The organism is Bacillus salipaludis (assembly GCF_030938565.1).
GTDB classification, from domain to species: domain Bacteria; phylum Bacillota; class Bacilli; order Bacillales; family Cytobacillaceae; genus Neobacillus; species Neobacillus salipaludis_A.
In genome coordinates this window covers 3,033,314-3,060,133 of the sequence record NZ_JAVGVR010000001.1, presented here as the reverse complement: position 1 = coordinate 3,060,133, position 26,820 = coordinate 3,033,314, and the positions used below count along the sequence as shown (strand labels likewise).

Sequence of the window (26,820 nt, the reverse complement as noted above, 5' to 3'; positions counted from 1 at the left end):
AATATTAATCCGATTTTAATAAATAGCCTCCCTTTTTCTAATATAGTAGGGACAAGCAACATCTTAAATGCAAATAAATTGCGGGAAACCACTTTAGAGAAAGGAAATTGTATATGCAAACAGATCAAAATAAATTGAAAATATTACTTAGCAAGGTACCAGAAGTTACGATTTTCTTCTGGATCATCAAAGTTTTATGCACAACAGTCGGTGAAACATTCGCTGATTTCCTCAATTTCAACCTTGGATTGGGTTTAGCTAATACTACCATAATATTGGGAATAGCGTTTTTCATTGTATTATATCTTCAATTCAGAACAACGAAATATGTTGCTAGCATTTATTGGTTAACGGTTGTTCTAATTAGCGTATTTGGTACGTTGGTAACGGATAATTTGACAGACGGAATGGGAGTCCCACTTGAGCTTAGTACTGCCGTTTTCTCGGTGCTACTAGGATTAACTTTTCTTTTTTGGTATCTTAGTGAAAAAACACTTTCGATCCACTCGATTTTTACAAAAAAAAGAGAAGTTTTCTATTGGCTTACCATTCTTTTCACATTTGCACTTGGAACAGCAGTTGGCGACTTATATTCCGAACAACTCGGTTTTGGATATCTAAACACAGGAATAACAGTCATTATTATCATTGCTTGTGTATTTTTAGCTTGGAAGTTTTTGAAACTTGATGGGGTATTAGCTTTTTGGATTGCGTATATTCTTACTCGCCCACTTGGGGCATCCTTAGGAGACTATCTTTCACAACCGAAAGTTAATGGCGGATTAGGCTTGGGGACAACCGTTACAAGTGTCATTTTTCTTATCGCTATTTTTGCGATTATCATTTTTCTTGCTGTTTCAAAAATTGATATAACGGCTAAAAGTGAAACCACCAAAACAAAGCAAACATTTGGAAGTAAGAAAAATGTTTTGGTACAAACCATTGTAGCACTATGTATTTTCTTAGTTGTTGGTGTAGGCGGCTATGTATGGCGTAGCAATGACCTAGCATCACAATCCACTGCTTCACAAACGACATTAGCTGGACAATTAACAGATTTTATTAAAATTGAAAGCGATATTCAAAATGATGTAAACAAAGATAACTTTACTTCTGCGAAAAAGAGTGCAGACAATTTGGAACATCAATGGGATACATCAGAAGCTAAGCTTAGAAAAATAGATGGCACAACATGGACTAAAATTGATGGAACAATTGACGTTGTATTAGCATCGGTTCGTTCATCAAACCCGGATGCCAGCAAGAGCAAATCTGCACTTAGTCATTCGCTTAGTATCATTAACAAGGTAAATAAATAAAAATCTTAGGAACCGCAAATCGCGGTTCCTTTTTTTATTAATTAGGTTCTTTATGTTTTTGCTGTTTAATTGTTCAATTGCTCGTTCTTAAATTATCCGCCAAGCCATTGTCATTTATGCTTTGAAATCCCTCGATTTTTCCTTCTTCTTTTGAAGAGAAGATGACCTCCCCTTCTACATTTGCAGTTTTTTCTTCATCGTCATTTTTCTGATAACCAACTTTTGCTATGAAGGTATAACGATTTGAATGATTCTCACTCTGATTAATCGTAATATGCTTGAGACTTAACTTATATCCATTATCGTGAGCAAAAGTTGCATATTGAGAACCAATTGTAGATAGGAAAGGATTGAGATAATAATCTGTCATGTATGGTCCGTATACCTCTGCTATATACTTATCTAACTCCGGGTTCTCTTCTTTATTATTCACAACAGTCCTATATTTAGGATTCCACATTAGCTCAATAAACTTCTCATCTGGACCCGTGAAAAGGTGTTCAATAACATTTTTTATTGCTGTCTTATGCTGATCTTCCTCTTCTTTTTGAGAGCAAGCAGCAATTAAGAACCCTGACATTATCAACATTAAACAAATAAAAAAGGATTTTACTTTGTCATTATTTTTTGACATAACTCCACCCCTTTTTACTTATTTAACCTTATAGACGTTTTAAATGAATATAAGTTTCAAGCATTTTTCTTCCAATATCCCTATTGTTCGAATAAAAAAAGCCACCAAAATGGCAGCCTGATATTTAAGTAATACAACCGTTCCTTTAAGTATAATATTTCACAATAGTGTAGTGGAGAAATTTGTAGTAAGTATAAGAAAGGGCGTTGCTGCCTGTTTATTTAATAGCTCTGGTAAACTTGGTTGTTGATTTCCGCTCCAGGATGCTCGCTTTCCGCGGGGCGGGCGGTGAGCCTCCTCGGCGCTTAAGCGCCTGTGGGGTCTCACCTGTCCCGCTGCTCCCGCAGGAGTCTCGCACCTTCCGCTCCAATCAACGTTTTTCAAATCAACATGTCCTTTAACACAGCCTATTAATAAATTTATAAGAAATTGAATGATGCTGTAATCATAAGAATTTTTCACTTTTTTAGTTGTTCATTGTCTGTTGGCTTTAACATAAGTTACCCATTAATCGTGTCATTAAGACTTGCTATTTAAATTAGTGACTTTAAAAACTGCCTGTTCAGCTGACTGAAGGGCACCTTCAAGATGACCACTACATTGTGAATTCGTCTCTGTACCAGCAAAAATAATTTTCTTTTCCCATACACCTTCTACTGGTGGTTGACCATAGCTTTGGTAATTCTTAAGAGGACTGTAGTCTTCCTCAACAGTCGTTTCAGAATCGCTAGACCAATCTTTATAAAAAATAGCCTTAGAGTTTTTAGCTTCACTTCCAAAGAGCTTAACTAACTGGTCACCAACCAATTTTAAAACTTTATCTTGCCCCATTTTTTTACGTGCTTCTGGAGGCATTCCGAAGAAACCAAATAATGCACCAGAGCCTTTAATTGGAGAGGCATCATATATTTCTTCTAAAGGACCAACTGCACTCAATACATATCCAGAAAGTCCTAATTCTCTCCAGAAGGGACGGTCATAGACTGCAACTACCTTTGCCTGTCCCGCCATCCACGTAGGTTTTTGTACAATGTCAGTAATAAGATTGGGAGGAAGGGAAGGCGAAAATTCAATATGTTGCCCCACAAGACGAGGTGGCAATGCCAGAATAACAGCATCTGCAGGAAATTTTTTTCTCTTTCCATCAGAAAGCTCTGCTTCAACCGTGATATCACCAGCTTCATTCAGTTGAATTTTTTTAACTCGCGTTTCTAGCTCAACTATTTCTGAAGGAAATGTCTCTGCTAGAGCCTCAATAAGAGACTGCACGCCTCCAGTCAATCGGACCCATTTTTCGTCAGAATTTTCTTTCAGCACACAGCGTTCTGGTGGCTTGATTTGGAATCGTTCTATTAGTATTTCGCCATCCTTATATTGTTCGAAAGTTTCTAAATTAAGCTCTTTTACAAGATTAGCAATATGACTCTCATACTGAGGCCAAAACCACGTCGGGCCAAGGTCAAATCTACCTAGGTCAGGACTGTCTGGAACAGACGAACTCAAAATCCTACCACCAATTCGATCTCTAGCCTCTAGGACTCTACATTTAATGCCTTGTTCAGTAAGTAATGATGCAGCACGTAGTCCACTTAAACCCGCACCAACGATGATTACAGGATTGTTCATATTTTGTTCTCCTTATGACTGTGTATATGTTGTCTACTATTTTGAATCATCATAACATGCACAAAAAAACCATACAATGTTAAAATTGTATGGCAAAGAATATTAAGAAAACTCGTTTAGTAAATTTTTAAGTATCTTTAATCCTTGCTCAAGCTCTCCAAGCGTTTTCGGTGCACAGACAGATATCCTTACAGCCCTTTCTGGAGAACTATTTCCAACCACAAAACGTTCAGCCGCATAAACTTGTACTCCTTGCTTTGCAGCTAACGTTTCAAATTCTGCACCTGTCATTTTGCCAGGTAACAGCAACCAACGAAAGATGCCTGTTTCATCACCTAGACACGTATAGTCTGCCAAATAGCGATTTACGGCTTGGTTTCTCCGCATTGTTTGTTCCCGATGCCCCTCAATTAAGACTTCAAATTGATTCGATAAGATTGTACGTGCTGTAAGTTCTGCTAATAACGGTGAAACGGTTATGTTTAAATTATAAAGTGCCTTTGAAATTGGTTCCTTGAATTGACTCGGCGCTGCTACATAGGATAGTCGTAACCCAGGGGCTAATGATTTAGATAAACTTGCGATATAGATCACCTGTTCAGGTGCAAATGATGCGACTGCTGGAAGGGGTTGCTTGCCCAGAAGATGGTACGATGCATCTTCAATAATGAACTGATTATATTTTTTGGCTATCGCTGCAATCTTTTTTCGATTCTCAACAGACATAATGGAAGCTGTCGGATTATGATAATCTGGGATTAAGTAAATGCCTTTAATATTATCATTTTTACAGGCATCTTCAAAGGACGTTGGACTCATTTCATAGTTTTCTGATTTTATCGGTACTATTTGTACACTAAGCATTGCTGCAACTGTCTTTAAGCCAGGATAGGTATGATGGTCAACACCAATCCGATCTCCAGGCTTACAAGGACTTGCCAGTGTAGCTGCAATCGCATTTTGACCCCCATTGGCAAATAAAATGTGTTCAACAGTTGTTTCAAACCCACCTCTTCGGATTAGCTTTATAGCAGCATCCTTTTGCCATAGGCTTTCGCCTGCTCGACCATAACCAAACCATTTTTCATAATCTGTCTCTTGCACCATAGTCTTTAATTGGAGCAGCAGTGGCTCGTAAGATGCATTATCCGGTAGTGTTGCGCCCATTTCAATTAAATGCTTGGGCTTTGTATCTTCAAGTAAATACGCATTGGATAACGCATCATATGATACAAATGTGCCACTTCCAACTGATGCACTTAACAATCCCTTTAACTCACAGACTTTAAATGCCTTTGAAATGGTACTCAGATTTAAATCCAAAAAATCAGCCAGTTCTCGCTGTGGAGGAAGTTTTGTTCCAGGCAATAAAACTCCGTTTTCTATATCCTGTTCCAATTGCCCTGCTAGTGCTTGATAAATAGGCTTTTCAGTTTTATCAATCGATGGCTTCCAGCTCATCGGGAAGTTTTCAAAAGAATTAATGGGCATGATACGCATCCTTTTTCACACAATTATATGATTATACCGTTTTTAAATAAAATTCTATGTAGTGAATAACAGTGTAGCCTTTCTTTGCAAAACTTCTATTTTTTACTGGGGAAATTGAGATTCTAGATCAAAAAGTACTTATCGTCAAGAAAATTTCACGTGCAATGATTCACAAATTCTTATTTAATGAATATTATTCTTTCTGAAATTACCGCCCTTCACTTCTGCTACGTCATAAACTGTGACAAAAGATTTTGAGTCAATTTCACTAATAATTTCCTTTAATTTGGTCTCTTCTAAACGATTAATCACACAGGTAACTTCTATAAACTTATCGTGAGAAAAGCCACCATAAACCTCATTAAACGTTGCACTTCGTCCTAAGCGGTCACGTATAGTCTCCACTATTAATCCTGGTTGAGTTGTAATAATTTTAAAGGTTTTTGAGCCGCTCAAGCCTTCTTCTACAATGTGAATCACCTTAGAAGCAATATAGTAAGCAATTGCCGAAAGAATTGCTCCTTGTAGACCGAATACGGTTGAAACGACCATAAACACAAATACGTTTAAGAAAAGAATAAAATCGCTTGTTCCAAATGGTAATTTTCGGGATAGTAATACGGCAAGCATATCAATTCCATCTAATGCACCGCCATTACGCAAGGCTAATCCCATTCCAAAACCAAGGATAATACCCCCAACAACGGTGATTAACAATGTATCCCCTTGTATAATAGCCGGCGTATGGTGAAATAAAATTGTACCTATAGATAGTGAAATAATTCCGATGATCGAAAAAAAGGCAAAAGTCTTTCCGATTTGTTTATACCCTAACCAGATAAATGGAATATTTATGATCGCAATCAGGGCTCCTAATGGTAACTCGAATAGTTCAGAACCAACAATACTTAAACCGGTAACTCCTCCATCTGATACGTTGTTAGGGATTAATACTGTTTCTAGCCCATATGCAGCTATAAATCCCCCAATAATGACTAATAATCCTCGTAAAATCATTCTTAGTTTATTAGTCTTTTGCTTTTGTATTAAACTCATATAATTCCTCTCTTCCTATATTTTGTTATTTAAGCATACCATAAACCCGATGGCTTGAATTTTTGCAGTCAGATTTAGCCTTAGTTTCACGCTGATTGTGTTGTTCCATACTCGTAGGGTTTTGCGTGGGTGTAATAAGTGATGCCATAACTTAAACCAAATAAAACGGAACGAGTAATAACAATGCTAATTAATCTTTTCATTATTTTTAACACTCCTCCTTATAATTAACTTCCTATATTACGAAACTTCTCACAAAATGGTTTCAACCTTTTTTGATTAATAATTCATCCTTATTTAACTAAACTGTTAAGCTTCTTATATACATTAGCCGGAATTTTTCCGCCTATGAATTCTCATACCTATATGGTAATCAACAATGAATCATAACAGGGCCTAATAAATAAAAGTGCAACCAGCTATAAAATGTACCCTATAGAGTAGACACTTAAAAAAAGTGCTTTCTATAGGGTACTTTTTTTATATAATTTAATAACACAACTAGAGACATACTGGAGACGGAGAAATCATGAGTAAAAAGACTTTTACAGAGAAAGAAATCGCTATACTATCTAAGAATCCATATATACAATCTGTTAGTTCAAAAGGAATTACATACTCTGATGAGTTTAAGCAACACTTTATCTCAGAGTTCAATAAGGGGAAATTCTCGAGACAAATATTTGAAGAAGCAGGGTTTGACGTTGATATTATCGGGATACAAAGAATTAAATCAGCTTCAGAACGTTGGAGGAATGCCTTTAAGAAGGCTGGGGTATTGGGACTTAATGACACTAGGAAAGAAAGTTCTGGTAGACCACGTGTAACGGAGTTATCCCTTGAGGAGAAATATGCCAGGTTAGAAGCTCAAATGAATCTCTTAAAGGCAGAGAATGAACTCCTAAAAAAGATCCGCATGCTAGAAAGGGGGCTGGTGAAGTAAAACTCCCTGCTAGTCAAAAATATATCCTCATTCGGTACGTCATTGAGAAATACAACTTGAAGCACATGGTGAGTTTCCTTTGTGAGGCAGCTAATGTTTCACGAAGCGGGTATTATAATTATTTCTCTCAGAAGTCCGTAGAACAGAGAAAACGGCAAGATGCAAAGGATGAAGAATCAAAAGCGTTGATATTAAGGGCCTTTCACTTTAAAGGTAAAATGAAAGGGGCACGTCAAATTAAAATGACATTGGCGGGCCAATTTCAGTGTGTCTTCAATTTGAAGAAGATCCGTAGAATCATGAAAAAATATGATATTGTCTGCCCAATCAGGAAAGCAAATCCATACCGAAGAATGATGAAAGCCACTCAGGAACACAGAGTGGTTCCTAACCTATTAAACCGTCAATTCAAACAAGATGCACCAGGTAAAGTACTGCTCACGGACATCACATACCTAAACTACCATAGTGGACAAAGAGCGTACCTGTCTGTGGTTAAAGACGGGTCTACCGGGGAAGTATTGGCGCACTATCTTTCTAATCGCATCACCATGGATTTGGCCACTAACACCTTACTCAAATTAAAGAAGAATCGAAACTTTAAGAAGGCTGAAAATGCTCTTATCCACTCTGATCAAGGGACACATTATACCCATCCCGATTTCCAAAAACTCGTTCGGAAACTAAGGTTACGTCAGTCTATGTCTAGGAGAGGGAACTGTTGGGATAACGCCCCAATCGAATCATTCTTTGGTCATCTGAAAGACGAGGTAAACATAAAAGCGTGTAAGACGTTCGAGGAGCTTCAATGTGAAATAGACAAGTATATCCGCCACTATAACCATACCAGATATCAATGGAACCTAAAAAAGATGACCCCTGTACAATACAGAAATCATCTTCTTCAGGTTGCTTAATCCCTTTTTTCAAAATGTCCTTTACAAAGGGTACATTTTACTATTGAGGTCGCACTTTATGATAAGAATTGATTAATTTCAATTCCTTTTCAGACTTACCAGAATCACGATAAAGTGATAATAAGTCTGCATTAACTGCATAAGTAAATGTATCTTCTGTTTTTATTTTTTTCTTTTCATTAATAATCAATTCATCCCGTTGTAAAGAGATTTTTATAAGATGGGTGTATATTCCGTCGTTCCCACTTGGTCCAAGCCGCCTTATCCAAATCCGTATTCCTTCTAGTTTGGGCTCCCCCCAACTTATGGAGTCTGCATGATATTTATTATGATAATAATCCACTAAGCTATGATGTATCCATACCTGCATTGTGTCATATATAAACATCTTTGTAGCTTGGTCCTTCACTTCTATTTCTTTTCCGACTGACATAATTTTAGGTTTTTCTAACTTTTTGATGTTAGAAGCAGATACATTTCCAACAATAAGGAAAAATACCGAAACTACCATTAACGTTACTTTCTTAATAGCAATCACCCCGTGTTTTTTTAGAATAGGGTTGCCAAAAAGATATTTTTTAGTGCATTCCCGATAGAAGTTATGTGCACTCGGGTGTTCTTTCTTCTTGAACCATCCTTCCCCTTTAGTAGAACAAGAAAAATAAGACCACCGCAGCGATCTTCATCTTTAACTCTCGCACCCGTTAGTTCTACAATTCATCGATTCTGACACAAGCCATTCCTCGTCTAGAAAGTTCTTTCAGGACATCTTTTAATGCAAGGATGGTGTTCATTGGAGCATGTGCATCCGCCCCAAGAGTTTCCCCGCAATCATGCAGAAGAATGACATCACCATGTTTTATCTTCTGTAACAGAATGTTTTTCACCTTTTCACTGCCGCCTCTACTTTTCCAATCTTCCGCCATGACCGACCAGTGAATGATCTTATAGTTTTTCATAAGGAAAAAATCAAATAAGTTCATTAACCCCCATGGCGGACGATAATAGATAGGACGTTCACCGGTGATTTTTTCAATAATCAAAGCACTCTTCTCGAGATCCTGTCGAATCTTCCATGGGCTCATGACCCAGTTCGATTTGTGCACGTAATTATGGATTCCGATTAAATGTCCCTCTTTATGCATTCTTTCGATTAACTCCGGGTATTTTTCCGCCTTAGAACCAACAACAAAAAATGTAGCTTTTATATTATTTGCTTTTAACAGGTCCAAAAGTTGCGGGGTGAAAATCCGATTGGGACCGTCATCAAAAGTAAAAGCAATTTTTGTAGAAGAATCCTTTCGTTTTAAAACCCCGATCCCTAAACCGGCAGTAAGAAAATAAGGAACTAGCCAGTAGAATACAAGGACCAATAATAAAACTAAAATCATCATAACCATATCTGACCTTCCCCTTTCAAAGATTTAATCCATTTTTCTCCGGAAGACGATGCTTAAAATAGAAGACAAAATAAAGAGTCCGCCGCCAATGATAAACGGTAGGAATTTTCCATAACGAAATCCTGCAAATATGCTGCTAATCGTGATGGTATAAGGCAGGATCCCTAAGGCGGTTGTCCAAATAAACGCCATTTTGTTTACGCGCAATATCCCGGCCGCATAGTTGATGAAATGGTAGGGAACCAATGGGACAAAACGGATGATCAAAAGACCAATATCTCCCTGCTTTTTTAGCCAGCGATCGATTTTTTCCAGATATGGCTTAGCCATTGGTTCAATGATTGGACGAGCAATCCAATCTGACAAATGATACGCAAGGACGGCCCCTATGACTCCGCCAATGAAAGAATAGAATCCACCGGCAACAGGACCATAGATTTCAATTAGAAAAAGAGAAACAAATTCGCCTGGTGCCGGAATGACATTCACCACACTTTGAATCATAATCCCAAACACAATACCGAAAACACCAAGCTGACGAATGGATTCAAGCCATCCTTTTGCCGCTCCCGTATGAACAAAGTATAAATAAATTCCCGTAAGCAATAAGAAAATCATCAAACTTCCTATGGAAAGAGTGCGGGCTGTTGGTTTTTTTAACTTTAGCGACAAAAACATACTATTTTCCATTTTCCCACCTTCCTATTTGCTTATAAACCGAAAGAATACATAAGGGTTTGCAAACGATTATATGTCTCTTTTGTATCCATAATAATTTCAACGGATGCAAACGCTGATTCTTTTGGATGGAATTGTTTCGAATTCTCTCTCATTTGTTGAAGAAGTTCGGCATTGCTCAGTAATGTGGATAATTGATCCGTTAGATCACTTTCCGTTTCAGCCTGAATCGCCACCCCTGAACAAACTAAAAATTTAGCGTTATCCTGTTCTTGTCCAGGAATCGGTTTATGAAGAAGCATCGGCAATTCCATGGCAATCGCTTCAAAAGTAGTGACTCCGCCCGGTTTGGTAATCATTACATCGGAGATCGCCATTAACTCGTGAACGTAATCGATATAACCAGTGAGATGGATGCGGTGTTTGGAATCCTTTAGCTTCTCCTTTAATTCCATACGGAGTTTTTCATTATGTCCACAAACAATGATTAATTGAATTGGCTGTGGCAATGCATCAAACTCCTGAAACGTGGAACTTCCTTCGCCAATCAAGCCACAACCGCCCCCCATCACTAAAACGGTTGGCAATAGCGGATCTAGACCATGTTTCTTAAGAATTTCTTCCCGCTTAAAGGATTGAGAAAATTGCTGGCGAATTGGAATCCCGATATCGGCGATTCGATTCTTTTCTACGCCTAATTGAATCAAAGAATCGCGAACTACCTTTGAACCGACTATATATTGATCAGTATGAGGATAAATCCAGCAACTATGATCGGTATGATCCGTAATGGTTGTGACAGTAGGGATATTTGTTAACCCATAGGATTTCACCTTGGACATCACAGCAGCTGCCAAAGGAAACGTACTGACAACAACAGCTGGCTGCACCTCCTCGATCAATTTAACCATTCGTCCAATTCCTGTTGAGAAAATTGTCTTCATCACTTTAGAAAAAGTGTTCATTCTCCGTGTTTTTTGATAAAAGTATCCATACACCTGCGGGAATTTTTTCACTCCTTGAAGATAAAGATAACGACTGACCTGATTGGAATAAGGATGAACCCATTCCATAAAATCAAATACCACAGGTTCTAAGGATGGAAATCGAATCTGTATCGCTTCATTTAAAGCCTGAGCAACTTGAATATGGCCATCTCCATAATTCCCAGTAAGAATTAAAATTTTTTCTTTATTGATTGCCTTCATGGATCTCCACTCCTTTAAAATGTATCTATTTCAAATGCCCCGTTAGCGGGTCATCTTAAGTCATCCTGGCTATACTGAAAAAGACTTCTTTGCAACAGCTTTTACTTTTTGTTTTGGTACGAATAACCAGCTAAAACCGAGTTCTACCATTTTAAATAAAACCTCAACCAAGAATATGGCTGCTGCAACATCTATAATCAAATGCTGTTTAATAAACAAGGTGGCAAGGATAATCGAGATAGAGAACCCCCCCATGACCCATTGAATCCACTTGTTTTTCCACGAGCAATTCCGAATGGCCCGCATCATTAAATAACTGCTCATGACATGAATGCTTGGAAAGCTATTGTATGGTTGATCAATTTGATACACATACTGCAATATTCGCGATAGAACATCATGACCACTGATCACAGGGCGTACAGGCCCCACCGTTTGATAAAAATAATAAATAAGAAAACAAACCAATAATCCAAGGTCAAAAACAAGAACCGTTTTAAATGCTAGTGTACGATCCTTGAAACAAAAGTAAATCAACGTCATCGTTATATAACCAACCCAGGCAACATAAGGAAGTACAAACCATTTCACAACAGGAATGGCTTGGTCTAAATTCGTTACAAGCGAATGAACACCGCGAGCGGGTGTATTCAAGGATGGATAAACCAACATCATCGCTGGTATACTGAGCAAAAAACAAAGCATACCAACTGTTTTCCATTTTTCATGCATTTCCGAATACCTCCTCGTCTGCATGTATATATCGTACAAAAAACTTCTTAAGGAAAAATGCCGTTCTTTCTTAAGATTTTCTTAAAAGTTAATGAAGAATTTCAGAAAATCTTCAGAAATTCTATTGTTTTTTCTTAAGAGGATTAGTGTAAAATTTAGGCATTAGAAAGGAGAGGTTTATATGTCACAAGAAACCATTCTAATTATTGATGATGAAAAAGAAATAAGAGATTTAATCGGGATTTATCTTACGAATGAGGGATATAACGTATTAAAAGCAGCCGATGGGATTGAGGGTTTAGAATACCTTGAAAAGGAAACGGTTCATTTGGTGGTTTTAGACATCATGATGCCTCGTTTAGATGGAATTCAAGCCTGTATGAAAATTAGAGAAAGACGAAATGTTCCTATTATTATGTTATCTGCAAAATCGCAGGACATGGATAAGATCATGGGGTTAACAACCGGTGCAGATGATTATGTCACAAAACCGTTTCAGCCTTTGGAATTAGTGGCAAGAATCAAATCGCAGCTTCGCCGTTACCTTCGTTTAAATCAAACGGATGAAAATCGTCAGATCAATCCAACTGGTCAGATGGATGTGATTACCATCGATGAGCTTACCATTAACATTTCGACACACGAGGTTACAGTCGAAGGTAGAGAAGTAAAGTTAACACCAAGGGAATTTGCGATTTTAGAACTTTTGGCGCGGAATGTCGGTGTTGTGTTTAGTACGGAAAAAATCTATGAACAGGTATGGAATGAACCATTTTATGAATCAGAAAACACGGTAATGGTTCATATTCGTAATTTGCGTGAGAAACTTGAGAATAACCCACGAACACCTCGCTATATAAAAACGGTTTGGGGAGTAGGCTATAAAATTGAACAATAAGAAACCTCTTCTAAAAGGAAGCTACTGGGATAAACTGATTTACCCAGTGAAGTCAAGCATACGAATTCAAGTGATCATCGCGTTTGCATTTTGTATTCTTGTTTCACTCATTGTCGGTTTTGCTTCAAGCCCCTTCTTTGTGAATAAAGATCGAAGGCTTGATTTTACAGAAGGAATTGTAACGATTGATGAAAGTGCTCGAAATATGGTCAGACAATTTAAGCAAATGAATGATGATACAAACGGGCTTGTTAATGAATTGGGAGACGAAGATCCTGTATTTAAAAATAAGTTTCTTAACCGCCCTCTCCCATCCTCAAAAGGAAATGAGGTATGGTTATCCGTTCCGAATGGCAAGAATTCTGCCTATCATTTAACCAAGAACGAATTGATTCTCTATTTAATACGCATACCAAAACAAAAAAATAATCTCACTACAGCGATTACCAATTTAGATGGGAATGTCCTTTATCAATCGGGAGGCATGGAGAATACGCAGGTAGATCTTCAAGATATTATGGAGAAGGCCCAAAAGGCTTTTGTTGAAAAAGAGCATGAGGAACATCCAACAGTTACAAGAATCTACCCCATCACCCTAAATGGGGGTAAAAACTATTTAATGGTCAGTGGCGTCCCTAAATCAAAAACTTTATACGTGGAAGAACCAGGAGTTACACCCTATCTTATTGGACTTATTACGTTTATTCTCTGTTTCTATTTAATAACCAAACGGAAAATGAAAGAAATTGAGGAGATTGCATTAGGTTTAATGGAAATAGCAAAAGGAAATTTACACTATCGGATTCGCGAGAAAAGCACTGATGAATTAGGGTCTCTTGCAACCAATATCAATTACATGGCTTCGGAATTGAACGAAATGATTGAAAGGCAAAGGCAAACGGAAAAATTAAAGGATGAACTGATCACCAATGTCTCCCATGATTTACGCACCCCGTTAACTTCTGTAATGGGCTATTTAAGACTAGTGAAAGATCATCAATACAAGAATCAAACTCAACTAGACGAATACGTAGATATTGCATACGGAAAATCGGAGCAATTAAAAAAATTAGTAGAGGATTTATTCGATTTTACCCGCTTAAATTATGAGGGTGTACAACTCAAAAAGGAAAAAGTCAGCCTAAATCAAATGCTGCGGCAGCTAATGGATGAACTGGATCCAATCGCGAAAGATCATCATGTGGTGTTTATGAACGAACTTCCGAAAGAACCCATCCTGATGGAGGTCGACCCGAATCAAATGGTTCGTGCCTTGGAAAACGTGCTTACGAATGCTATTAAATATAGTACACCCCCTGGAAACATTCATGTTTACATGGTTAAAAACAAAAAATTTGTGCAAATTTCTGTTTCAAATCCATGTGAATCCCTCTCTGAAGAAGAGGTAACGAGATTATTTGATCGTTTTTATCGAGTGGATGCTTCTCGGTCATCCAATAAATCCGGGGCGGGATTAGGGTTAGCCATAACCAAAAGCATAATTGAATTACATCACGGAACCATACATGTTGATTATAAAAATCAAGTCATTCACCTATTGATACGTTTACCGATAAATGAGGATTATAGTATGGATCCGAAATACTAAAAACGATATAATCAATTGGCTCATCAGAGGTTAACCTGATTAGCAATTGGAAAAATGAAAAAAGACCTGAAAAGGTCTTTTTTAACAGCATCTTCCCGTATTACCGATCATCGAAATCCCTCTTCCATTTCCGCTTCGATCAAGAATTAGGTTTTCTGTATTCGGTTCTATGATAGGGTCGATTGCTACTTTTATATCATTTATCATAACGATTATATCATCTGCTTCTGGCTCATCCAGAGCCAGTCCAATCCTTGGCTGTCCTCAGCCAAAGCCGTCAAAAAAGATACGAATGCACTTGGTATTCTCTTCTTCGAACATTCTTTTAAATTCATCACGAGCTTCGTTAGTGATTTTCATGTTCATTTCCTCCTTCTGTTTTCATATTTGGGTTAATGATTATTATTATTCTCCCGTTTCAGCAAAACGTTTAATACGGCCTCTTATTTCATCACGGACACGTTGGAAGAATGCCCATTTTTCTTCTTCTGTTCCCTCTGCTTTTGCAGGATCATCGAATCCCCAGTGTACTCGTTTAACGTGCGGAGGAGTTACAGGACAGTGATCTGCTGCATGTCCACACAATGTCACAACTAAATCAGCATGATTTAGAATTTTCGGGTCGATTACATCGGATGTTTGTTTAGAAATATCGATCCCAGATTCATTCATTGCTCTTACGGCATTAGGATTCAATCCGTGTGCTTCGAGTCCAGCACTTTTAACTTCCCATTCATCACCTAAAAGTTTTTTAGCCCAACCTTCTGCCATTTGACTGCGGCAAGAGTTCCCAGTACAAAGAAAATAGATTGTTTTTTTAGTCATGATGTATTCTCCTTTATTTTTCGTGTAGTTGTTTATAAATACCTGCCGCGATACTAGCACCTAAAATGGTTGCGACAATATACACCCATAAATGCTGTGTTGTTCCTGATACAAGTGCAGGACCAATGGATCTAGCAGGGTTCATGGATGCACCACAAATCGGTCCTGCAAACATGGCCTCTAACCCGACTGTTGCACCTATCGCAATTCCTGCAAAGGATTTGACAGCTTTACCATGAACAGCTGAACCGAATATAACCATCATCAAGAAAAATGTAAGGATCAATTCCAAAATAAATGATTGTTCCCATGAACCTCTTGGTAATGTGGTGCCGAGTGTTGCGACATTACCAAATAAACCTAACAACGTTGCGCTTGCAGCGATCCCTGCAATGATTTGAATGATGATATAATTAATTGCTTCCCGCTTATTTATATCCCCATGAATTAAAAATGCAATCGTAACCGCTGGATTAAAGTGAGCACCAGAAAGGTGCCCAAAAGCAAAAATTAATGCCATGACAACAAGTCCAAATGTTAGGGCTACACCGACATGGGTTAAGCTCTTCGTAATGTCGTCGATTACAACGGCACCCGTTCCAGCAAAAACCAAAAAATAGGTACCTAAAAATTCGCTGATTAACTTTTTTTTCATGCTGTACTAATCTCCTTGATGATGTAATTGCTTAGCAACCACAACGAATCGTAGGGTTGCTTTTTTCAATTTGTTTAATTTTTTCAGCTTGTTCCGGCACATGCTTTAAAATTTCATCAATCAGTTCATAAAAACCACTTTGATGATTCAAGGAATAATAAACCCATTGACCTCTTCTTTCTTCTTTAAGGAGTCCTGCATCTTTTAATTTGCGAAGATGTTGGCTAATGGACGGCTGACTCGTGTCAAAGATTTCGAGCAGTTCACAAACGCAACATTCACGTTGTTTTAAAATGCCAACAATGGTTAATCGCGTTTTATCACCTAAAAGTTTAAAAACATTAGCAGCTTGGTCTATATCGACGGTGGATTTTAACATTATTGCACCTCATTTTTCACATATAAACATATAACTAACTGCTTATATATTAAATCACTTATTTTCTCGGTTCAAGTAGATTATTGTAAAGTTATTGTAAAAAAAAAGATCGCCGCAGCAATCCTTCTGAACACAGCCCCCCATCATCTACGATAAATGAAATTGAACAAGTATTTTGGATTAGACTTTGTCCAAAATAAGTATTTTATCGCACACTAGGGTTTACTTTTGAGGTATTTCTAGGTTAGAACCTTTTATCCTGTCTGCTTTTCCAATGCTTATGAACTCTTTTCTTTCTTCATTTCACGTATTTCTATTTGCGGTTTTTTCCTTATAATAGTTAAAGCCTTCATCATCCATTTCTTCCATTTTTTTTGACTTTTATTAGTGGGTCCATATAAATATTGCTTCCAAAAATAGCTGGCTGCCTCTTCAAATATTATTATTAAGACGATTAATAGAACAACCATTATCCAAAACACAATTCTTTCCCTCCTTTGGATATTGGATCTCTACAAAATGATATCCAAACCCAAAACCATTCTGCTAATCTCCCTTTATTAGTAATATTTTAACAGATTTTGGATGATATATAAATGCAGTTTTGGGGTAATTAACAAAATTTGGGGTAAACTAAATCCTACAACATTTAATAGATCGGCTCTGTTAAAATTTAATGATGATAAACCCATAATATTAAGAGGAACCCATTATTTATGGATTCCCCTTAAGTTCAATAGGTAAAACTACTGTTGAGTATTACCTTGGAGTGAAAGATTTTTTAGTCAGCATTCCAATGATAGATTATTTGCACAACGCCAGAGGAGAATGTTCTTGTTTTAACCATTTTTAAATTTATCCTCTGTTTCAAATCAATAAACAACGGTTTTCCTTCTCCCAAAACAACAGGGTGAATAGATAATCTAAATTCGTCAACAAGCCCCAAATTTATAAAATTTGTAATGAGACTTGCTCCACCATATAGCCAGATATCTTTATCAGCCTTTTTCTTCAATTTATTTACTTCTTCAAGAATATTATCATTTATAAATATTGCTTGATCATCAGTCTCGTTTTGTGTTCTGGAAAAAACATATTTCTTTTTACTATGAACCAATTTCCAAATTTCTTTGTCGGTATCAGAGTCTTCATTTTTCGGAACATATTGTCCCCATAAATCGTAGCTTTTTCTACCATATAAAATAGTATCAATTTGATTTAAGAAATCAGTAAACCCCATATCAGGGTCCATAATGCACCAATCAACTTCACCATTTTTCCCTTCAATAAAACCATCTAAAGTAACTGCTAAATCTAAAATTATTCTTCTCTGTTTTACGTTATTTGTCATAACTATACATCCTTTTATCCTTCAGATTTTGATTCTTCTGTCCCGTTGAATAATGATAGGTATCAAATATCAATTACCTTTAACAACAGAGCTCATAGAACAAAAATAAACTGACCTCGGTAGCTGCATACGAAAAAGACTTTACTCCTGTTGAAATAAAGGCCTCATTTGATCAGTAAATGATTTTAATTTACGCTTCCATCACATTTTTTAAGCTTTTTAAATCTCGTTCAACCATCTTTGCATCTTCTAAAAACTTAAAATCAGACATTCCAGAAACCTGGAATATAGTAAAAATCACTTCACATCCGGTGTTGTTTGGGAACACTCTCATTGGATTATATATTTTTTGCCCTTGTGGTGTGATTACATAATGGTCGGCCACTCCAAATTCATTCCTATCAACATATTTGATTTTCATTTCGCCTTCTGGAGTTTCTACAATCCATTCACCGCGCTCGGACTTTTTGACTGAAAAAGAAAATGTTGTTGCCCATTCTGAAAGGTTTTCAGGATTTGTTATGTACTCATAAACCACTTTAGGTTGACACCTAATTGATATTCCCAACGTTTTTGCATTCATAACTGACATAACTGAATCTCCCCCTTTATTTTTAGTATCCACACCTAACATTAGGTTCTATCCAGAGTCATTTTTACAATAACCTTGTTTGGTTGCAAAAAAACCGCTGCCAAATGACAGGCGAAAATCTAAAAATGTATATATGAAGCACTCGTTAGATTTGGAATTATTCTTGAAATCTTCCCATAATATACGTGTTATAGTATTTTCCATCAGAAAGGATTCGATCTTTTTTCATTAAACCTTCGATTTCAAAACCAAGTTTTTTGTACAGTTCAATCGCTTTTTCATTCGTTTCCAGAACACCATATAGGACAATTTTTTTAATTTGGTTCTCATCAGCCCAAGATATCGTTTCTTTCATGAGATTCTTCCCAATCCCATATCCCCAGAAACCCTTCAATACTCCTAATCCAAATTCCACTTTATGAACAAATCTTTTTAAATCATTACCTTCACAACGTGAATACCCTACTAATCTCCCATCCATCTCTGCAACAAGAAATAAGTTTTTAGGATGGATTGTATCCGTTTCAATTATTTTTTCAAAACCATCTTGATCAATGAACGCCTCTCCTTTTTCTCTGTCCATATTTTCAGTTTCTCCATCAATCTGCAATCTTAATTCTGATACGTTTTTAGCATCACTTTTAAACGCAGATCTAATCGTGTAGGTTAACTCTTTCACATTGAATTTTTTCTCGTTAATAACCATAAATACACTCCATTCATATTTAAATAAATCATATATTATCAGATTGTATTTGAGTCTTTTGTCCGAATCAATTGAAGCGGAATCCTATTATACTTATAACTTTGAGAATGATAAAGTAAAATCATTTTCAGCATACACCCAACTAACGATACCATCAACACATAACCATTACTTTCGAACTATACAATAACAAAATTTGTTAAAAAATGATTCTTTAGAATCTATTTTAAAAAACTTCATCAAAACTATATCAATTATTACATTAATGTTACATAATTGTTACATGAAATCCTGAAAGGAATTTACTTTCCTCTTTCATTCGGGTAAAGGAGTAAAGAAATGAAGATTTCTATACATGACATACTATTAATTTGTTTAGGTTTTGTCTATGGTACGTACGAAATTTTTTTAAATCAGAAGCATCGGGTAAGTAATGAAATTGCAGGTATACTATCCATTATTATTTCACTATGGATTGTAGTTTCATGTGTAAGGTCTTTGAATGGCAAAACTAAATAATAACTAATCTCTTAACATATATGAATTTTATAAATGTACTTTTTTAAAAGATGACGCTTTGTCATCATCATGATAATAGAAAGGAAAATTAATGTTGAAGGAATTTACAGTTTGCTATACGCTTGATCATGAAATAATAACCGAAAAATTGATAAAAGAATTAGATGTGAAAAAAGAAGATGTTGAACGAGAAATAATTGAAAATATGGATCATAACAAATACTTTATTGTGAACAATGAACATGGTAATTATATGATCAATTCAACTTTAGTTCGATATGTACGGATTGTTAGTGAAAAGATATTGGTCAAATAAATACCTATTAAAATAGTGAGGTTTTGAATTTTTAAGCGCACCCGTTATTTGAACAGGGGTCTTATTTTGTAGTTACCCCTTCGTCTGAATTTGTTCCTATAACAACTGTTGCATCTAATTCTTCATCCCTCACTATTTTGGCCATTAGTCCAGCATTAGTAAAGATTTCAAAGCTTTTAGCTGCTTGCCTTTTGCTCGTCTCTACCAAAAGATGTCCTCCAGGAGCAAGCCAGTGAGGAGCCTCTTCCGCTACCTTACGCTGGAGGTCTAATCCGTCCTTTCCTCCGTCAAGTGCCACTTTTGGTTCATATAAGCGTGCCTCCTGAGGGAGCAACTTTATTGCATCAGTAGGAACATATGGAACGTTAGCCACAATTATGTTCACACGACCTCTCAATGAACGGGGCAATGCATTGTACAAGTCCCCTTCATAAACGTTTCCTCCAAGGTCTGCTATGTTTCGGGAGGCACAATGAACTGCGACTGGATCGATATCAACGGAGTATAATAAAATTTCAGGTAAGTCGGTTGCGATTGCAGCACCGACAGCACCCGACCCGCAACATAAATCAACAACAATATTACCGATACGGGTTAATGCTTCTGCTTGCTGGACCAAAAACCCTGTACGTTGGCGCGGTACAAAAACTCCCCGTTCTACTAATATCCGTAGGCCGCAAAACGTTGTAAATCCAAGTACGTATTCAAGTGGTAACCCACTGGCACGTATTTCTACCATTTTCATTAAATCTTCTATACTGCTAGCTTCTGAGATCAGTAACTGTGTTTCTTCTTCAGCAAAAATACAACCTTCACTCCGTAGTCTATCGATTATGCCTTTTTCTATTTTCCTATCTAAAAAGAAAGTCATTTTCTGTCCTATTTATCTCACCACTTTTTACAATTCAAAGTTTTTTTATCAACTTTATGCTAGAGCTAAGAGAAATATCCCTCTCCAAAATCTCATTAAATCAACAAAACCACATCCTATCACTGCTGTATAAAGAATATGAGTCCATATAAAAATAAAATCGGCTGCCTAAATGACAACCGATATCTTAAACAATATTTGCCATTAGCTTAAGTATATGTAGGCTAACATTAGTTATCTAATCCAATAGGATTTATGCTCAGGTAATCTGTTCTTAAATTCAATTTTGCTTGTCTATGCAAAATTCAGACCCTTAGCGAGCCACGGAAGCCCCTGGCAGCATAGTATGATTCTGCCCCATTGTGGTAAACAAAGACAGTGTCGTAGCGGCGATCACAAAAGATAGCCCCTTTGAGTTTTCTTATATTAGCAGGTGTTTTTACCCAACTTGATGTTTTCGTATCGAAATTTCCAAGTTTCTGTAACTCGCGGTATTGTTCTTCCGTTAAAATTTCAATGCCCATGTCAGCAGCCATATCAATCGCGTTATTTTCTGGTTTATGTTTTTTCCTTGACTCCAGCGCTTCACGGTCGTAACAAACATTTCTTCGACCTATTGGACTTTCCGCTGAACAGTCATAAAAAACAAATTCGTCCGTCTTTCTATCATAACCAAAAACATCTGGTTCACCGCCAGTTCTTTCCATTTCATTGAGCGACCACAGTTTTTCAGTATTAGCTTCTAGCTTTACTTGGACTTTAGCCCATTCAAGATCAATATGGCGGTTCATGTTTTTCTCAAAACGGGTTTTCAATGCGCGAAGTAGTTCTTCACGTTCTTCTAGTGGCAACTCCTTATTTCTATTTGTCATATTCCTATCCCCCTTGTTGTATTTATTCATAATGGTTTTGGACTAATTGATCGGCTACTTCAATAAAGTTCAACAAAAAGTAGCTTTTATCCTTCTTGGATAAAGGTTACCCACTTGTTCATAAAAAAGGCTTCCTAAATTACAATAATTCAATAAATCCTTCTGTCCCATGCACGCGAATCCGTTGCCCGTCTTTTATCAGTTTGGTAGCATTTTCTACTCCGACCACGGCTGGTAAGCCATATTCCCGAGCAATCACTGCACCATGTGTCATCAGTCCACCAACCTCAGTGACTAAGCCTTTTATGGATACAAACAATGGTGTCCAGCTAGGGTCAGTAAAGGAGGTGACTAATATATCTCCATCTTCTAGATCAGCATCTTCAATGTTTAAGATGACACGTGCTCTCCCCTCTATCACTCCGGAAGAAACAGGTAGACCTGCAATCGCTTCGGCAGGTAGATTTTCTCGTTTATATTTTCCTGCAATAATTTCACCATCAGACGTGATCACACGCGGGAGAGCCAGTTTTTCATATAATCTGTACTCGTCTTTTCGTTTGCTGATGATCAAGTAATCCAGTTTATTTGTGCGTACGACTTCGCAAAGTTCTTCAAAAGTGAGATAGTAGATATCTTCCTTTTCATGAATAACGCCCGCTTGCACGAGTTGTTCGGCTTCTTTCAGTAAAGCCTGCTTATAAACGAAGTAGCGATGAATCATACCGTATTTTGGATATTCACGATATCCGATGAAATTTCGGATTAGGTCAATCATTCGTTTTGTTTCTTTGGCCTTTTGTTCACCATCCGGTAATTGTTTCAATCGGTCTAATAACTCTTTTTCCTTTTCCAAAGCAACACGAAGCCCTTGCTCGAATTTGCGCTTGCCAGCATTCGGCTCAAAATTTTTGATGTTACCGAGAATCAAGGGGACAAGTGTAGTTGGTTTTTCGCTCCAACGACTTCTGGTAATATCGATTTCTCCGGCACATCGCATTCCGTATTTGGTGAGATAAGCTATTAATGCGCCTCTTGTTTCCTGTCCACCATCAACCTTAACCAGGTCATCCAAAAAGTTATCATCTTTTACATGTTGTAAATAATCAATTACTTCTGGATAGGGACGAATCACATCTGCGACATCCAAAAGTTCAAGACCCATTTCCGAAGTAATATTGTTTGGAACAGATTGAGAAACCGTGTCTGCTGCGTTTTTTTCACCTAACCACTCGTTCATTTTTTCATTGATCCATGTTGAAGCATTCATAGCAGCCATAAATACTGCTGTACTTTGTGGGTCAAATAAAATCTTCTTTAATTCCTGTATATCTTCTAGAATAAAATCAAATAAGTCAGATCCTGATTTCATTTGGATGTTTTGTTTTAACCCTTCTATGGATGTTTGATTTTTCTTAATCAAATCAGAAACGATTGTTGGATTGTTTTCGATTTGTGCCAGCCTATCGGTATTGCCACTAACGTACCTCGGTGCTTCATTTTCATTTGGTAATAATTTTATAAAATCTCCTCGCTCAATTATGTTCATAATGGCGTCTTTCATGAGTGGATCGTGTTGTCCCATCATATTTAATAACATGTTTCTACTAGCAGGCGAAGCCAATTGACGTGCGATATCAACAAATAACCTTCCACCAGCTTTCCGCATCGGTGCATTAGTTGTGAGCAGGAAAAAAGACAATCCCAATGGTTTAATAGGGTCTGTCATCATTTGCTGATGGCCGACAGATATAAAGACGTGGTTTTCTTGATCATTCGCTTCAGGGATGGGAAAAAGAGTCGTGACTGGACGGCTCTGGACAATATAAAAGGTATCATCAACCAAACACCATTCGATATCTTGCGGACAACCAAAATAAGCTTCAATTTGTCTTCCGATGCGTGCCAGTTGTACAATTTGTTGGTCAGTAAGTGTTTGTGCCCTTTGCTGATCAGGATCGATCGGCACGGACTCTGTTCCGCCTTCTTTTCGTCCATAGATAGCCAACTTTTTGGTTGATATCATCTTATCGACGATTTTATTTTCCTGTACTTTATAACAATCGGGGGAGACCAAGCCAGAAACCAGTGCTTCTCCAAGCCCAAAACTGGCATTAATTGATAGCAATTTTCGGTTAGAAGTAATCGGATCAGCAGTAAATAAAATCCCTGAAGCATTTGGGAAAACCATCCTTTGGACGATAACGGATAAATAAACTTGTTTGTGGTCAAATTTATTTTGTATACGGTAGATTACCGCTCGATCCGTAAATAGAGAAGCCCAACATTTTCTAATATGCTGCAGGATGGCTTCTTTTCCGATGATATTTAAATAGGTGTCTTGTTGACCGGCAAAAGAGGCATGTGGTAAATCTTCAGCGGTCGCACTAGAACGAACTGCATATGCATGTTCATCACCATACCGGGATAAATAGTCAGTAACTGCACACGCAACGTCGGAAGGAATTTCTACCTCCATAAGGATTTGTCGAATGTTCTTGCTGATTTCACCAATTTGATCTCGATCATCTGCTTTTAGCATAGTTAGTCGATTCAACAAGGCATGATACGTTTCGTTTTGTTCGATGGCTTTTTGAAATCCCACTGTTGTGACACAAAACCCTTCTGGTACTTGTAAACCTTGAATATTTGATAATTCCCCTAAATTTAACCCTTTTCCGCCAACAAGCAAAAGCTGTGTTTTTTCTATCTGCTGAAAACCGAGAACCAATGAACCCATTCTATCCCCTCCAACAAATTTAATTAAAGTTCTATTGCATTTTAGCAGTAGTAAATGAGAATAAACAGGCTATTTTGACTGTGTTTTATATGTTATAATTAAATTAGGGAGAGTACAAAAAAATAGTTAGACCTTCCTCTAATAATCAACTTAAACTTTTCTTTTCTTAAATTCATCCCTATAAAAACCTTTTCTTTCTTTTCCCCAAATTAAATAAATTTAAAATAATCATTAATAAAATGGATATTAATAATAAGCCAGCCATAAAATACCCAAAATACTTTAATGGTTTTGGTAACTTTTTTACAGCATCCTTGCTAACATTTGAAGCATTTCCTTCTATTTTGTTAAAGTGGCCTATAACATCATTAAATAGTTTATTTTCTTCTTTTATACAACCACTCATTTACCACATTTTAACATATTTGCATATTTTTATTATTGTATTAACTGTAAATTCTTATTTAACTATTCCTTTAGTGCAATAAGAAAAACTGCCAAAATGACAGTTTAACTGTAACTCTTGCATCTCGTTTATTGAATAATGATAAACGAATGCGGAAAAAATTAGAATATATTTTACATAACACCCTTGGGTGTTATATTATAAAATGAAACCAAAAGGTGTTACAATTTTAATTTCTTTAGGAGGCATAAGGAATGGACAAGCAAGGACAAGAAATGTTTTTAAATTTTATTTTACATAGGGTTCAAGAAGGCAAGGAGGATGAAGCAAAAGAAATACTAACAGAAAACTTCAGGAAACAAGCTGAAGGCACTTTTTCCCAAGAAGATATTCAAGAGTTTATCCCAAAGATGATTAGTCTATTAAAACCAGATAAATTAGAGGAAGTACAAGCAGTTGTGAAGCAATTTTCTGGAGACTTCGGAAATAAATAAGATTAACCAATCTCAACACGATGTTTTCAAGCAATTTCAAATCCTACCCGTCGTATTATGTTAAAAATTCCTGCAGGAAGGGAAATGTCAATTGCTGAAGTTGTTGAATATTTCCCAATAAGCCGTACTGCTGTAAATAAGCATCTTCATATACTATCTGACTCTGGTCTAATAAAAAGTCGTAAGGTAGGACGTGAAACCCGTTATATCCTTAAACTAGAACCATTAGTTAATATACAAAATTGGCTGTCTTTTTTGAACATTTTTGGGAGGATAAGCTTTCTGCTCTTAAAAGATTTGTAGAGGAAGAAAACGATTAGTTATTAGAGAACCGAGATTGTGTTATTTAACAATATTGGTTCTCTTTTTTGGTATTTACTCTTTTTTAAACTAGTCCGCCACCTATAGCACAATATAAAAGCTACCTTCTTGGCAGCTCCGTTCTGATTTTAGCAAATAATTCACTATTGCTTCTTCATTCACTTTGATTCAGGGAGTCATGTTCCTTTAAGTGTTCTTTTCGCAATTCATCTCGATTAAAAACATTTAGAAAATTTGTAGTTTAAAAGATTCAAAGAAATAATTTCCATCCTTGTACTTGAAACACCATTTCATGGACCAAAAATCAATACACCACCCATCATATAAAAAAATGGAAAAAGGAATAAGGCTGAATTTGCAATAATCGCACATAGTGTCAAAGCGCTTTTTTGGATTAGATAAGCTTTTGAGGAAAAATATAGACCAATACTGCAAAATACTAAGGGGAAAAACACTGGTAGGCCTTGAAATTTTTCGAATGTAACAACATCAAATAAAAAATTTATAATAAGTGTCAATGGAACAAAAAACAGTAAATACGAAATTAAAGTGAATATCCTTTGCACATCAGATCTCCCCCTACTTGAAAAACTTTTCTACTTCTAAACTTCTTTTTTAATGTATCATCCTTCATTTTAATCATTTAACCTCTTGAACGAAAATACCTCGTTCGTGAAAAATGAAAAGCCCCATGAAGGGCAGCCAGTATTCGATTTAAAAACCGAAAGTTGAAACAAGAATGATAATCCATACTTTTGACTTATTAATTTCGTAAATTAATGTATCAAATAATTTTCCATCCGTATAAAGCAATATTGCCCATTCACCTGCCTCTGGAATGTTCACACTAGAAGGTGCGTGTGCATCTGCTCCATTATTTTTTCCACCAAGATCTATCGTCCAACCTGTTGTTATGATTTGATGCACTGTTCGGGTTTCTCTGTGAAAACCTGCCACGGTTAATTTGGCTCCTATGGGATATTCATTTACCCAAAGGTGCCACATCCATTTCTGGTTAATGTTTATGCTTGGCATATCGGCACCAATAACCCCGGATTTATTTTCATTCCCGATAATATTCCCATTAAAAGTAACAGCTTTTTTATCCCAATCAATTTTTTCAATATCACTTTCCTTAACAAATTCTGGTATATCCTCAGGTAGAGGCAACTTACTTTCAACTGTTTTATTTTTGGAGCAACCTGCAATCAAAAAAAGCATACTCAAAAATATAAATACCATAGATTTTTGTTTCAACCATA

Annotated in this window: 29 protein-coding genes; 7 read left to right on the top strand and 22 right to left on the bottom strand. The window is 36.7% G+C overall.

Features of this window, described 5'->3' with window-relative positions; all coding sequences use genetic code 11:
- Positions 1–113: 113 nt before the first annotated feature.
- On the top strand, positions 114–1,319 hold the full coding sequence (locus RCG21_RS15170) for a hypothetical protein (RefSeq protein WP_308913348.1): 1,206 nt from the start codon (positions 114–116) through the stop codon (positions 1,317–1,319).
- Positions 1,320–1,392: 73 nt separating this feature from the next.
- On the opposite strand, the gene RCG21_RS15165 is transcribed toward RCG21_RS15170, so the two are convergent.
- The 4 genes from RCG21_RS15165 to RCG21_RS15150 form a co-directional block, all read right to left on the bottom strand.
- Entirely contained in the window at positions 1,393–1,953 is a 561-nt protein-coding gene (locus tag RCG21_RS15165; RefSeq protein ID WP_133333263.1) for a hypothetical protein, read from the bottom strand.
- 519 nt (positions 1,954–2,472) lie between these two features.
- Positions 2,473–3,579, bottom strand: a complete 1,107-nt coding sequence (locus RCG21_RS15160; protein WP_308913347.1) for a flavin monoamine oxidase family protein — start codon at positions 3,577–3,579, stop codon at positions 2,473–2,475.
- Between the two features lie 102 nt (positions 3,580–3,681).
- Entirely contained in the window at positions 3,682–5,070 is a 1,389-nt protein-coding gene (locus tag RCG21_RS15155) for an aminotransferase-like domain-containing protein (RefSeq protein ID WP_308913346.1), read from the bottom strand.
- Between the two features lie 183 nt (positions 5,071–5,253).
- Positions 5,254–6,126, bottom strand: coding sequence for a YitT family protein (locus RCG21_RS15150; RefSeq protein ID WP_308913345.1), 873 nt, complete (start codon positions 6,124–6,126; stop codon positions 5,254–5,256).
- 529 nt (positions 6,127–6,655) lie between these two features.
- Between RCG21_RS15150 and RCG21_RS15145 the strand changes: the two genes are divergently transcribed.
- Positions 6,656–7,986, top strand: a protein-coding gene (locus RCG21_RS15145; RefSeq protein ID WP_308913042.1) for an IS3 family transposase whose coding sequence is annotated in 2 segments (ribosomal slippage) — positions 6,656–7,028 and positions 7,028–7,986 — 1,332 coding nt in all. Because the reading frame shifts where the segments join, the coding sequence is not laid out codon by codon here.
- A gap of 40 nt (positions 7,987–8,026) precedes the next feature.
- Here RCG21_RS15145 and RCG21_RS15140 read toward each other — a convergent pair.
- The 5 genes from RCG21_RS15140 to RCG21_RS15120 form a co-directional block, all read right to left on the bottom strand.
- Positions 8,027–8,497 (bottom strand): hypothetical protein, encoded by a 471-nt coding sequence (locus RCG21_RS15140; protein WP_308913344.1) that lies wholly within the window; start codon positions 8,495–8,497, stop codon positions 8,027–8,029.
- A 199-nt stretch (positions 8,498–8,696) separates the two neighbouring features.
- A complete protein-coding gene (locus RCG21_RS15135) occupies positions 8,697–9,386 on the bottom strand; it encodes a polysaccharide deacetylase family protein (RefSeq protein WP_133333268.1) in 690 nt (229 codons plus the stop codon).
- Positions 9,387–9,410: 24 nt separating this feature from the next.
- On the bottom strand, positions 9,411–10,076 hold the full coding sequence (locus tag RCG21_RS15130; protein ID WP_133333269.1) for a TVP38/TMEM64 family protein: 666 nt from the start codon (positions 10,074–10,076) through the stop codon (positions 9,411–9,413).
- Positions 10,077–10,096: 20 nt separating this feature from the next.
- Positions 10,097–11,272 (bottom strand): MGDG synthase family glycosyltransferase, encoded by a 1,176-nt coding sequence (locus RCG21_RS15125; protein WP_133333270.1) that lies wholly within the window; start codon positions 11,270–11,272, stop codon positions 10,097–10,099.
- Positions 11,273–11,341: 69 nt separating this feature from the next.
- Complete coding sequence (locus tag RCG21_RS15120; protein ID WP_165976181.1) at positions 11,342–12,004, bottom strand: phosphatase PAP2 family protein; 663 nt, start codon at positions 12,002–12,004, stop codon at positions 11,342–11,344.
- 181 nt (positions 12,005–12,185) lie between these two features.
- Here RCG21_RS15120 and RCG21_RS15115 point away from each other — a divergent pair, with 181 nt between their 5' ends.
- A complete protein-coding gene (locus RCG21_RS15115) occupies positions 12,186–12,902 on the top strand; it encodes a response regulator transcription factor (RefSeq protein ID WP_133333272.1) in 717 nt (238 codons plus the stop codon).
- Positions 12,892–14,511: a HAMP domain-containing sensor histidine kinase gene (locus RCG21_RS15110; RefSeq protein ID WP_133333273.1), complete on the top strand. Its 1,620-nt coding sequence runs from the start codon at positions 12,892–12,894 to the stop codon at positions 14,509–14,511. Before RCG21_RS15115 ends, RCG21_RS15110 begins: the two co-directional genes overlap by 11 nt.
- A gap of 405 nt (positions 14,512–14,916) precedes the next feature.
- On the opposite strand, the gene arsC is transcribed toward RCG21_RS15110, so the two are convergent.
- The 7 genes from arsC to RCG21_RS15075 form a co-directional block, all read right to left on the bottom strand.
- Positions 14,917–15,336 (bottom strand): arsenate reductase (thioredoxin), encoded by a 420-nt coding sequence (gene arsC, locus RCG21_RS15105; protein ID WP_133333274.1) that lies wholly within the window; start codon positions 15,334–15,336, stop codon positions 14,917–14,919.
- 13 nt (positions 15,337–15,349) lie between these two features.
- Positions 15,350–15,991, bottom strand: a complete 642-nt coding sequence (locus RCG21_RS15100) for an aquaporin (RefSeq protein ID WP_133333275.1) — start codon at positions 15,989–15,991, stop codon at positions 15,350–15,352.
- Positions 15,992–16,022: 31 nt separating this feature from the next.
- The gene (locus RCG21_RS15095; RefSeq protein ID WP_133333276.1) at positions 16,023–16,370 is read right to left on the bottom strand and encodes an ArsR/SmtB family transcription factor; all 348 of its coding nucleotides are present in this window, start codon (positions 16,368–16,370) and stop codon (positions 16,023–16,025) included.
- Positions 16,371–16,648: 278 nt separating this feature from the next.
- Positions 16,649–16,852 carry a hypothetical protein gene (locus RCG21_RS15090; protein WP_133333277.1) on the bottom strand — a complete coding sequence of 68 codons (204 nt, stop codon included), beginning with the start codon at positions 16,850–16,852 and terminating at the stop codon, positions 16,649–16,651.
- Between the two features lie 299 nt (positions 16,853–17,151).
- Positions 17,152–17,721: a dihydrofolate reductase family protein gene (locus tag RCG21_RS15085; RefSeq protein ID WP_308913343.1), complete on the bottom strand. Its 570-nt coding sequence runs from the start codon at positions 17,719–17,721 to the stop codon at positions 17,152–17,154.
- A 190-nt stretch (positions 17,722–17,911) separates the two neighbouring features.
- The gene (locus RCG21_RS15080) at positions 17,912–18,355 is read right to left on the bottom strand and encodes an SRPBCC family protein (protein ID WP_133333279.1); all 444 of its coding nucleotides are present in this window, start codon (positions 18,353–18,355) and stop codon (positions 17,912–17,914) included.
- 115 nt (positions 18,356–18,470) lie between these two features.
- Entirely contained in the window at positions 18,471–19,019 is a 549-nt protein-coding gene (locus RCG21_RS15075) for a GNAT family N-acetyltransferase (RefSeq protein WP_133333280.1), read from the bottom strand.
- A gap of 610 nt (positions 19,020–19,629) precedes the next feature.
- On the opposite strand from RCG21_RS15075, the gene RCG21_RS15070 reads away from it, so the two are divergent.
- The gene (locus RCG21_RS15070) at positions 19,630–19,854 is read left to right on the top strand and encodes a hypothetical protein (RefSeq protein WP_133333281.1); all 225 of its coding nucleotides are present in this window, start codon (positions 19,630–19,632) and stop codon (positions 19,852–19,854) included.
- 61 nt (positions 19,855–19,915) lie between these two features.
- Here RCG21_RS15070 and RCG21_RS15065 read toward each other — a convergent pair whose 3' ends face one another.
- From RCG21_RS15065 to RCG21_RS15050, 4 genes are all read right to left on the bottom strand, one after another.
- Complete coding sequence (locus RCG21_RS15065) at positions 19,916–20,725, bottom strand: putative protein N(5)-glutamine methyltransferase (RefSeq protein ID WP_308913342.1); 810 nt, start codon at positions 20,723–20,725, stop codon at positions 19,916–19,918.
- A gap of 305 nt (positions 20,726–21,030) precedes the next feature.
- Positions 21,031–21,597: a DUF4256 domain-containing protein gene (locus RCG21_RS15060; RefSeq protein WP_133333283.1), complete on the bottom strand. Its 567-nt coding sequence runs from the start codon at positions 21,595–21,597 to the stop codon at positions 21,031–21,033.
- A 139-nt stretch (positions 21,598–21,736) separates the two neighbouring features.
- Complete coding sequence (ppsA, locus tag RCG21_RS15055; protein ID WP_308913341.1) at positions 21,737–24,337, bottom strand: phosphoenolpyruvate synthase; 2,601 nt, start codon at positions 24,335–24,337, stop codon at positions 21,737–21,739.
- A 178-nt stretch (positions 24,338–24,515) separates the two neighbouring features.
- Positions 24,516–24,743, bottom strand: a complete 228-nt coding sequence (locus RCG21_RS15050; protein WP_165976183.1) for a hypothetical protein — start codon at positions 24,741–24,743, stop codon at positions 24,516–24,518.
- A gap of 254 nt (positions 24,744–24,997) precedes the next feature.
- On the opposite strand from RCG21_RS15050, the gene RCG21_RS15045 reads away from it, so the two are divergent.
- The gene (locus RCG21_RS15045; RefSeq protein ID WP_133333285.1) at positions 24,998–25,237 is read left to right on the top strand and encodes a hypothetical protein; all 240 of its coding nucleotides are present in this window, start codon (positions 24,998–25,000) and stop codon (positions 25,235–25,237) included.
- A gap of 57 nt (positions 25,238–25,294) precedes the next feature.
- On the top strand, positions 25,295–25,540 hold the full coding sequence (locus RCG21_RS15040) for an ArsR/SmtB family transcription factor (protein WP_308913340.1): 246 nt from the start codon (positions 25,295–25,297) through the stop codon (positions 25,538–25,540).
- A 308-nt stretch (positions 25,541–25,848) separates the two neighbouring features.
- Here the strand turns inward: RCG21_RS15040 and RCG21_RS33770 are convergent, their stop codons facing one another.
- Positions 25,849–26,124: a YnaG family membrane protein gene (locus tag RCG21_RS33770; protein ID WP_504928507.1), complete on the bottom strand. Its 276-nt coding sequence runs from the start codon at positions 26,122–26,124 to the stop codon at positions 25,849–25,851.
- A gap of 148 nt (positions 26,125–26,272) precedes the next feature.
- Positions 26,273–26,815 carry a DUF4871 domain-containing protein gene (locus RCG21_RS15035; RefSeq protein WP_308913339.1) on the bottom strand — a complete coding sequence of 181 codons (543 nt, stop codon included), beginning with the start codon at positions 26,813–26,815 and terminating at the stop codon, positions 26,273–26,275.
- Between the last annotated feature and the right edge of the window lie 5 nt (positions 26,816–26,820).

Excerpts from the sequence above, each read along its gene's own strand:
- RCG21_RS15045 (WP_133333285.1), top strand. The coding sequence starts at position 24,998 with ATGGACAAGCAAGGACAAGAAATGTTTTTAAATTTTATTTTACATAGG.
- RCG21_RS15125 (WP_133333270.1), bottom strand. The coding sequence starts at position 11,272 with ATGAAGGCAATCAATAAAGAAAAAATTTTAATTCTTACTGGGAATTAT.
- RCG21_RS15150 (WP_308913345.1), bottom strand. The coding sequence starts at position 6,126 with ATGAGTTTAATACAAAAGCAAAAGACTAATAAACTAAGAATGATTTTA.
- RCG21_RS15065 (WP_308913342.1), bottom strand. The coding sequence starts at position 20,725 with ATGACTTTCTTTTTAGATAGGAAAATAGAAAAAGGCATAATCGATAGA.
- RCG21_RS15040 (WP_308913340.1), top strand. The coding sequence starts at position 25,295 with ATGTTAAAAATTCCTGCAGGAAGGGAAATGTCAATTGCTGAAGTTGTT.
- RCG21_RS15075 (WP_133333280.1), bottom strand. The coding sequence starts at position 19,019 with ATGGTTATTAACGAGAAAAAATTCAATGTGAAAGAGTTAACCTACACG.
- RCG21_RS15085 (WP_308913343.1), bottom strand. The coding sequence starts at position 17,721 with ATGACAAATAACGTAAAACAGAGAAGAATAATTTTAGATTTAGCAGTT.
- RCG21_RS15060 (WP_133333283.1), bottom strand. The coding sequence starts at position 21,597 with ATGACAAATAGAAATAAGGAGTTGCCACTAGAAGAACGTGAAGAACTA.
- arsC (WP_133333274.1), bottom strand. The coding sequence starts at position 15,336 with ATGACTAAAAAAACAATCTATTTTCTTTGTACTGGGAACTCTTGCCGC.
- RCG21_RS15050 (WP_165976183.1), bottom strand. The coding sequence starts at position 24,743 with ATGAGTGGTTGTATAAAAGAAGAAAATAAACTATTTAATGATGTTATA.
- RCG21_RS15070 (WP_133333281.1), top strand. The coding sequence starts at position 19,630 with ATGTTGAAGGAATTTACAGTTTGCTATACGCTTGATCATGAAATAATA.
- RCG21_RS15170 (WP_308913348.1), top strand. The coding sequence starts at position 114 with ATGCAAACAGATCAAAATAAATTGAAAATATTACTTAGCAAGGTACCA.
- RCG21_RS15080 (WP_133333279.1), bottom strand. The coding sequence starts at position 18,355 with ATGTTAGGTGTGGATACTAAAAATAAAGGGGGAGATTCAGTTATGTCA.
- RCG21_RS15120 (WP_165976181.1), bottom strand. The coding sequence starts at position 12,004 with ATGCATGAAAAATGGAAAACAGTTGGTATGCTTTGTTTTTTGCTCAGT.
- RCG21_RS15100 (WP_133333275.1), bottom strand. The coding sequence starts at position 15,991 with ATGAAAAAAAAGTTAATCAGCGAATTTTTAGGTACCTATTTTTTGGTT.
- RCG21_RS15140 (WP_308913344.1), bottom strand. The coding sequence starts at position 8,497 with ATGGTAGTTTCGGTATTTTTCCTTATTGTTGGAAATGTATCTGCTTCT.
- RCG21_RS15160 (WP_308913347.1), bottom strand. The coding sequence starts at position 3,579 with ATGAACAATCCTGTAATCATCGTTGGTGCGGGTTTAAGTGGACTACGT.
- RCG21_RS15115 (WP_133333272.1), top strand. The coding sequence starts at position 12,186 with ATGTCACAAGAAACCATTCTAATTATTGATGATGAAAAAGAAATAAGA.
- ppsA (WP_308913341.1), bottom strand. The coding sequence starts at position 24,337 with ATGGGTTCATTGGTTCTCGGTTTTCAGCAGATAGAAAAAACACAGCTT.
- RCG21_RS15095 (WP_133333276.1), bottom strand. The coding sequence starts at position 16,370 with ATGTTAAAATCCACCGTCGATATAGACCAAGCTGCTAATGTTTTTAAA.
- RCG21_RS15155 (WP_308913346.1), bottom strand. The coding sequence starts at position 5,070 with ATGCCCATTAATTCTTTTGAAAACTTCCCGATGAGCTGGAAGCCATCG.
- RCG21_RS15135 (WP_133333268.1), bottom strand. The coding sequence starts at position 9,386 with ATGGTTATGATGATTTTAGTTTTATTATTGGTCCTTGTATTCTACTGG.
- RCG21_RS15130 (WP_133333269.1), bottom strand. The coding sequence starts at position 10,076 with ATGGAAAATAGTATGTTTTTGTCGCTAAAGTTAAAAAAACCAACAGCC.
- RCG21_RS15165 (WP_133333263.1), bottom strand. The coding sequence starts at position 1,953 with ATGTCAAAAAATAATGACAAAGTAAAATCCTTTTTTATTTGTTTAATG.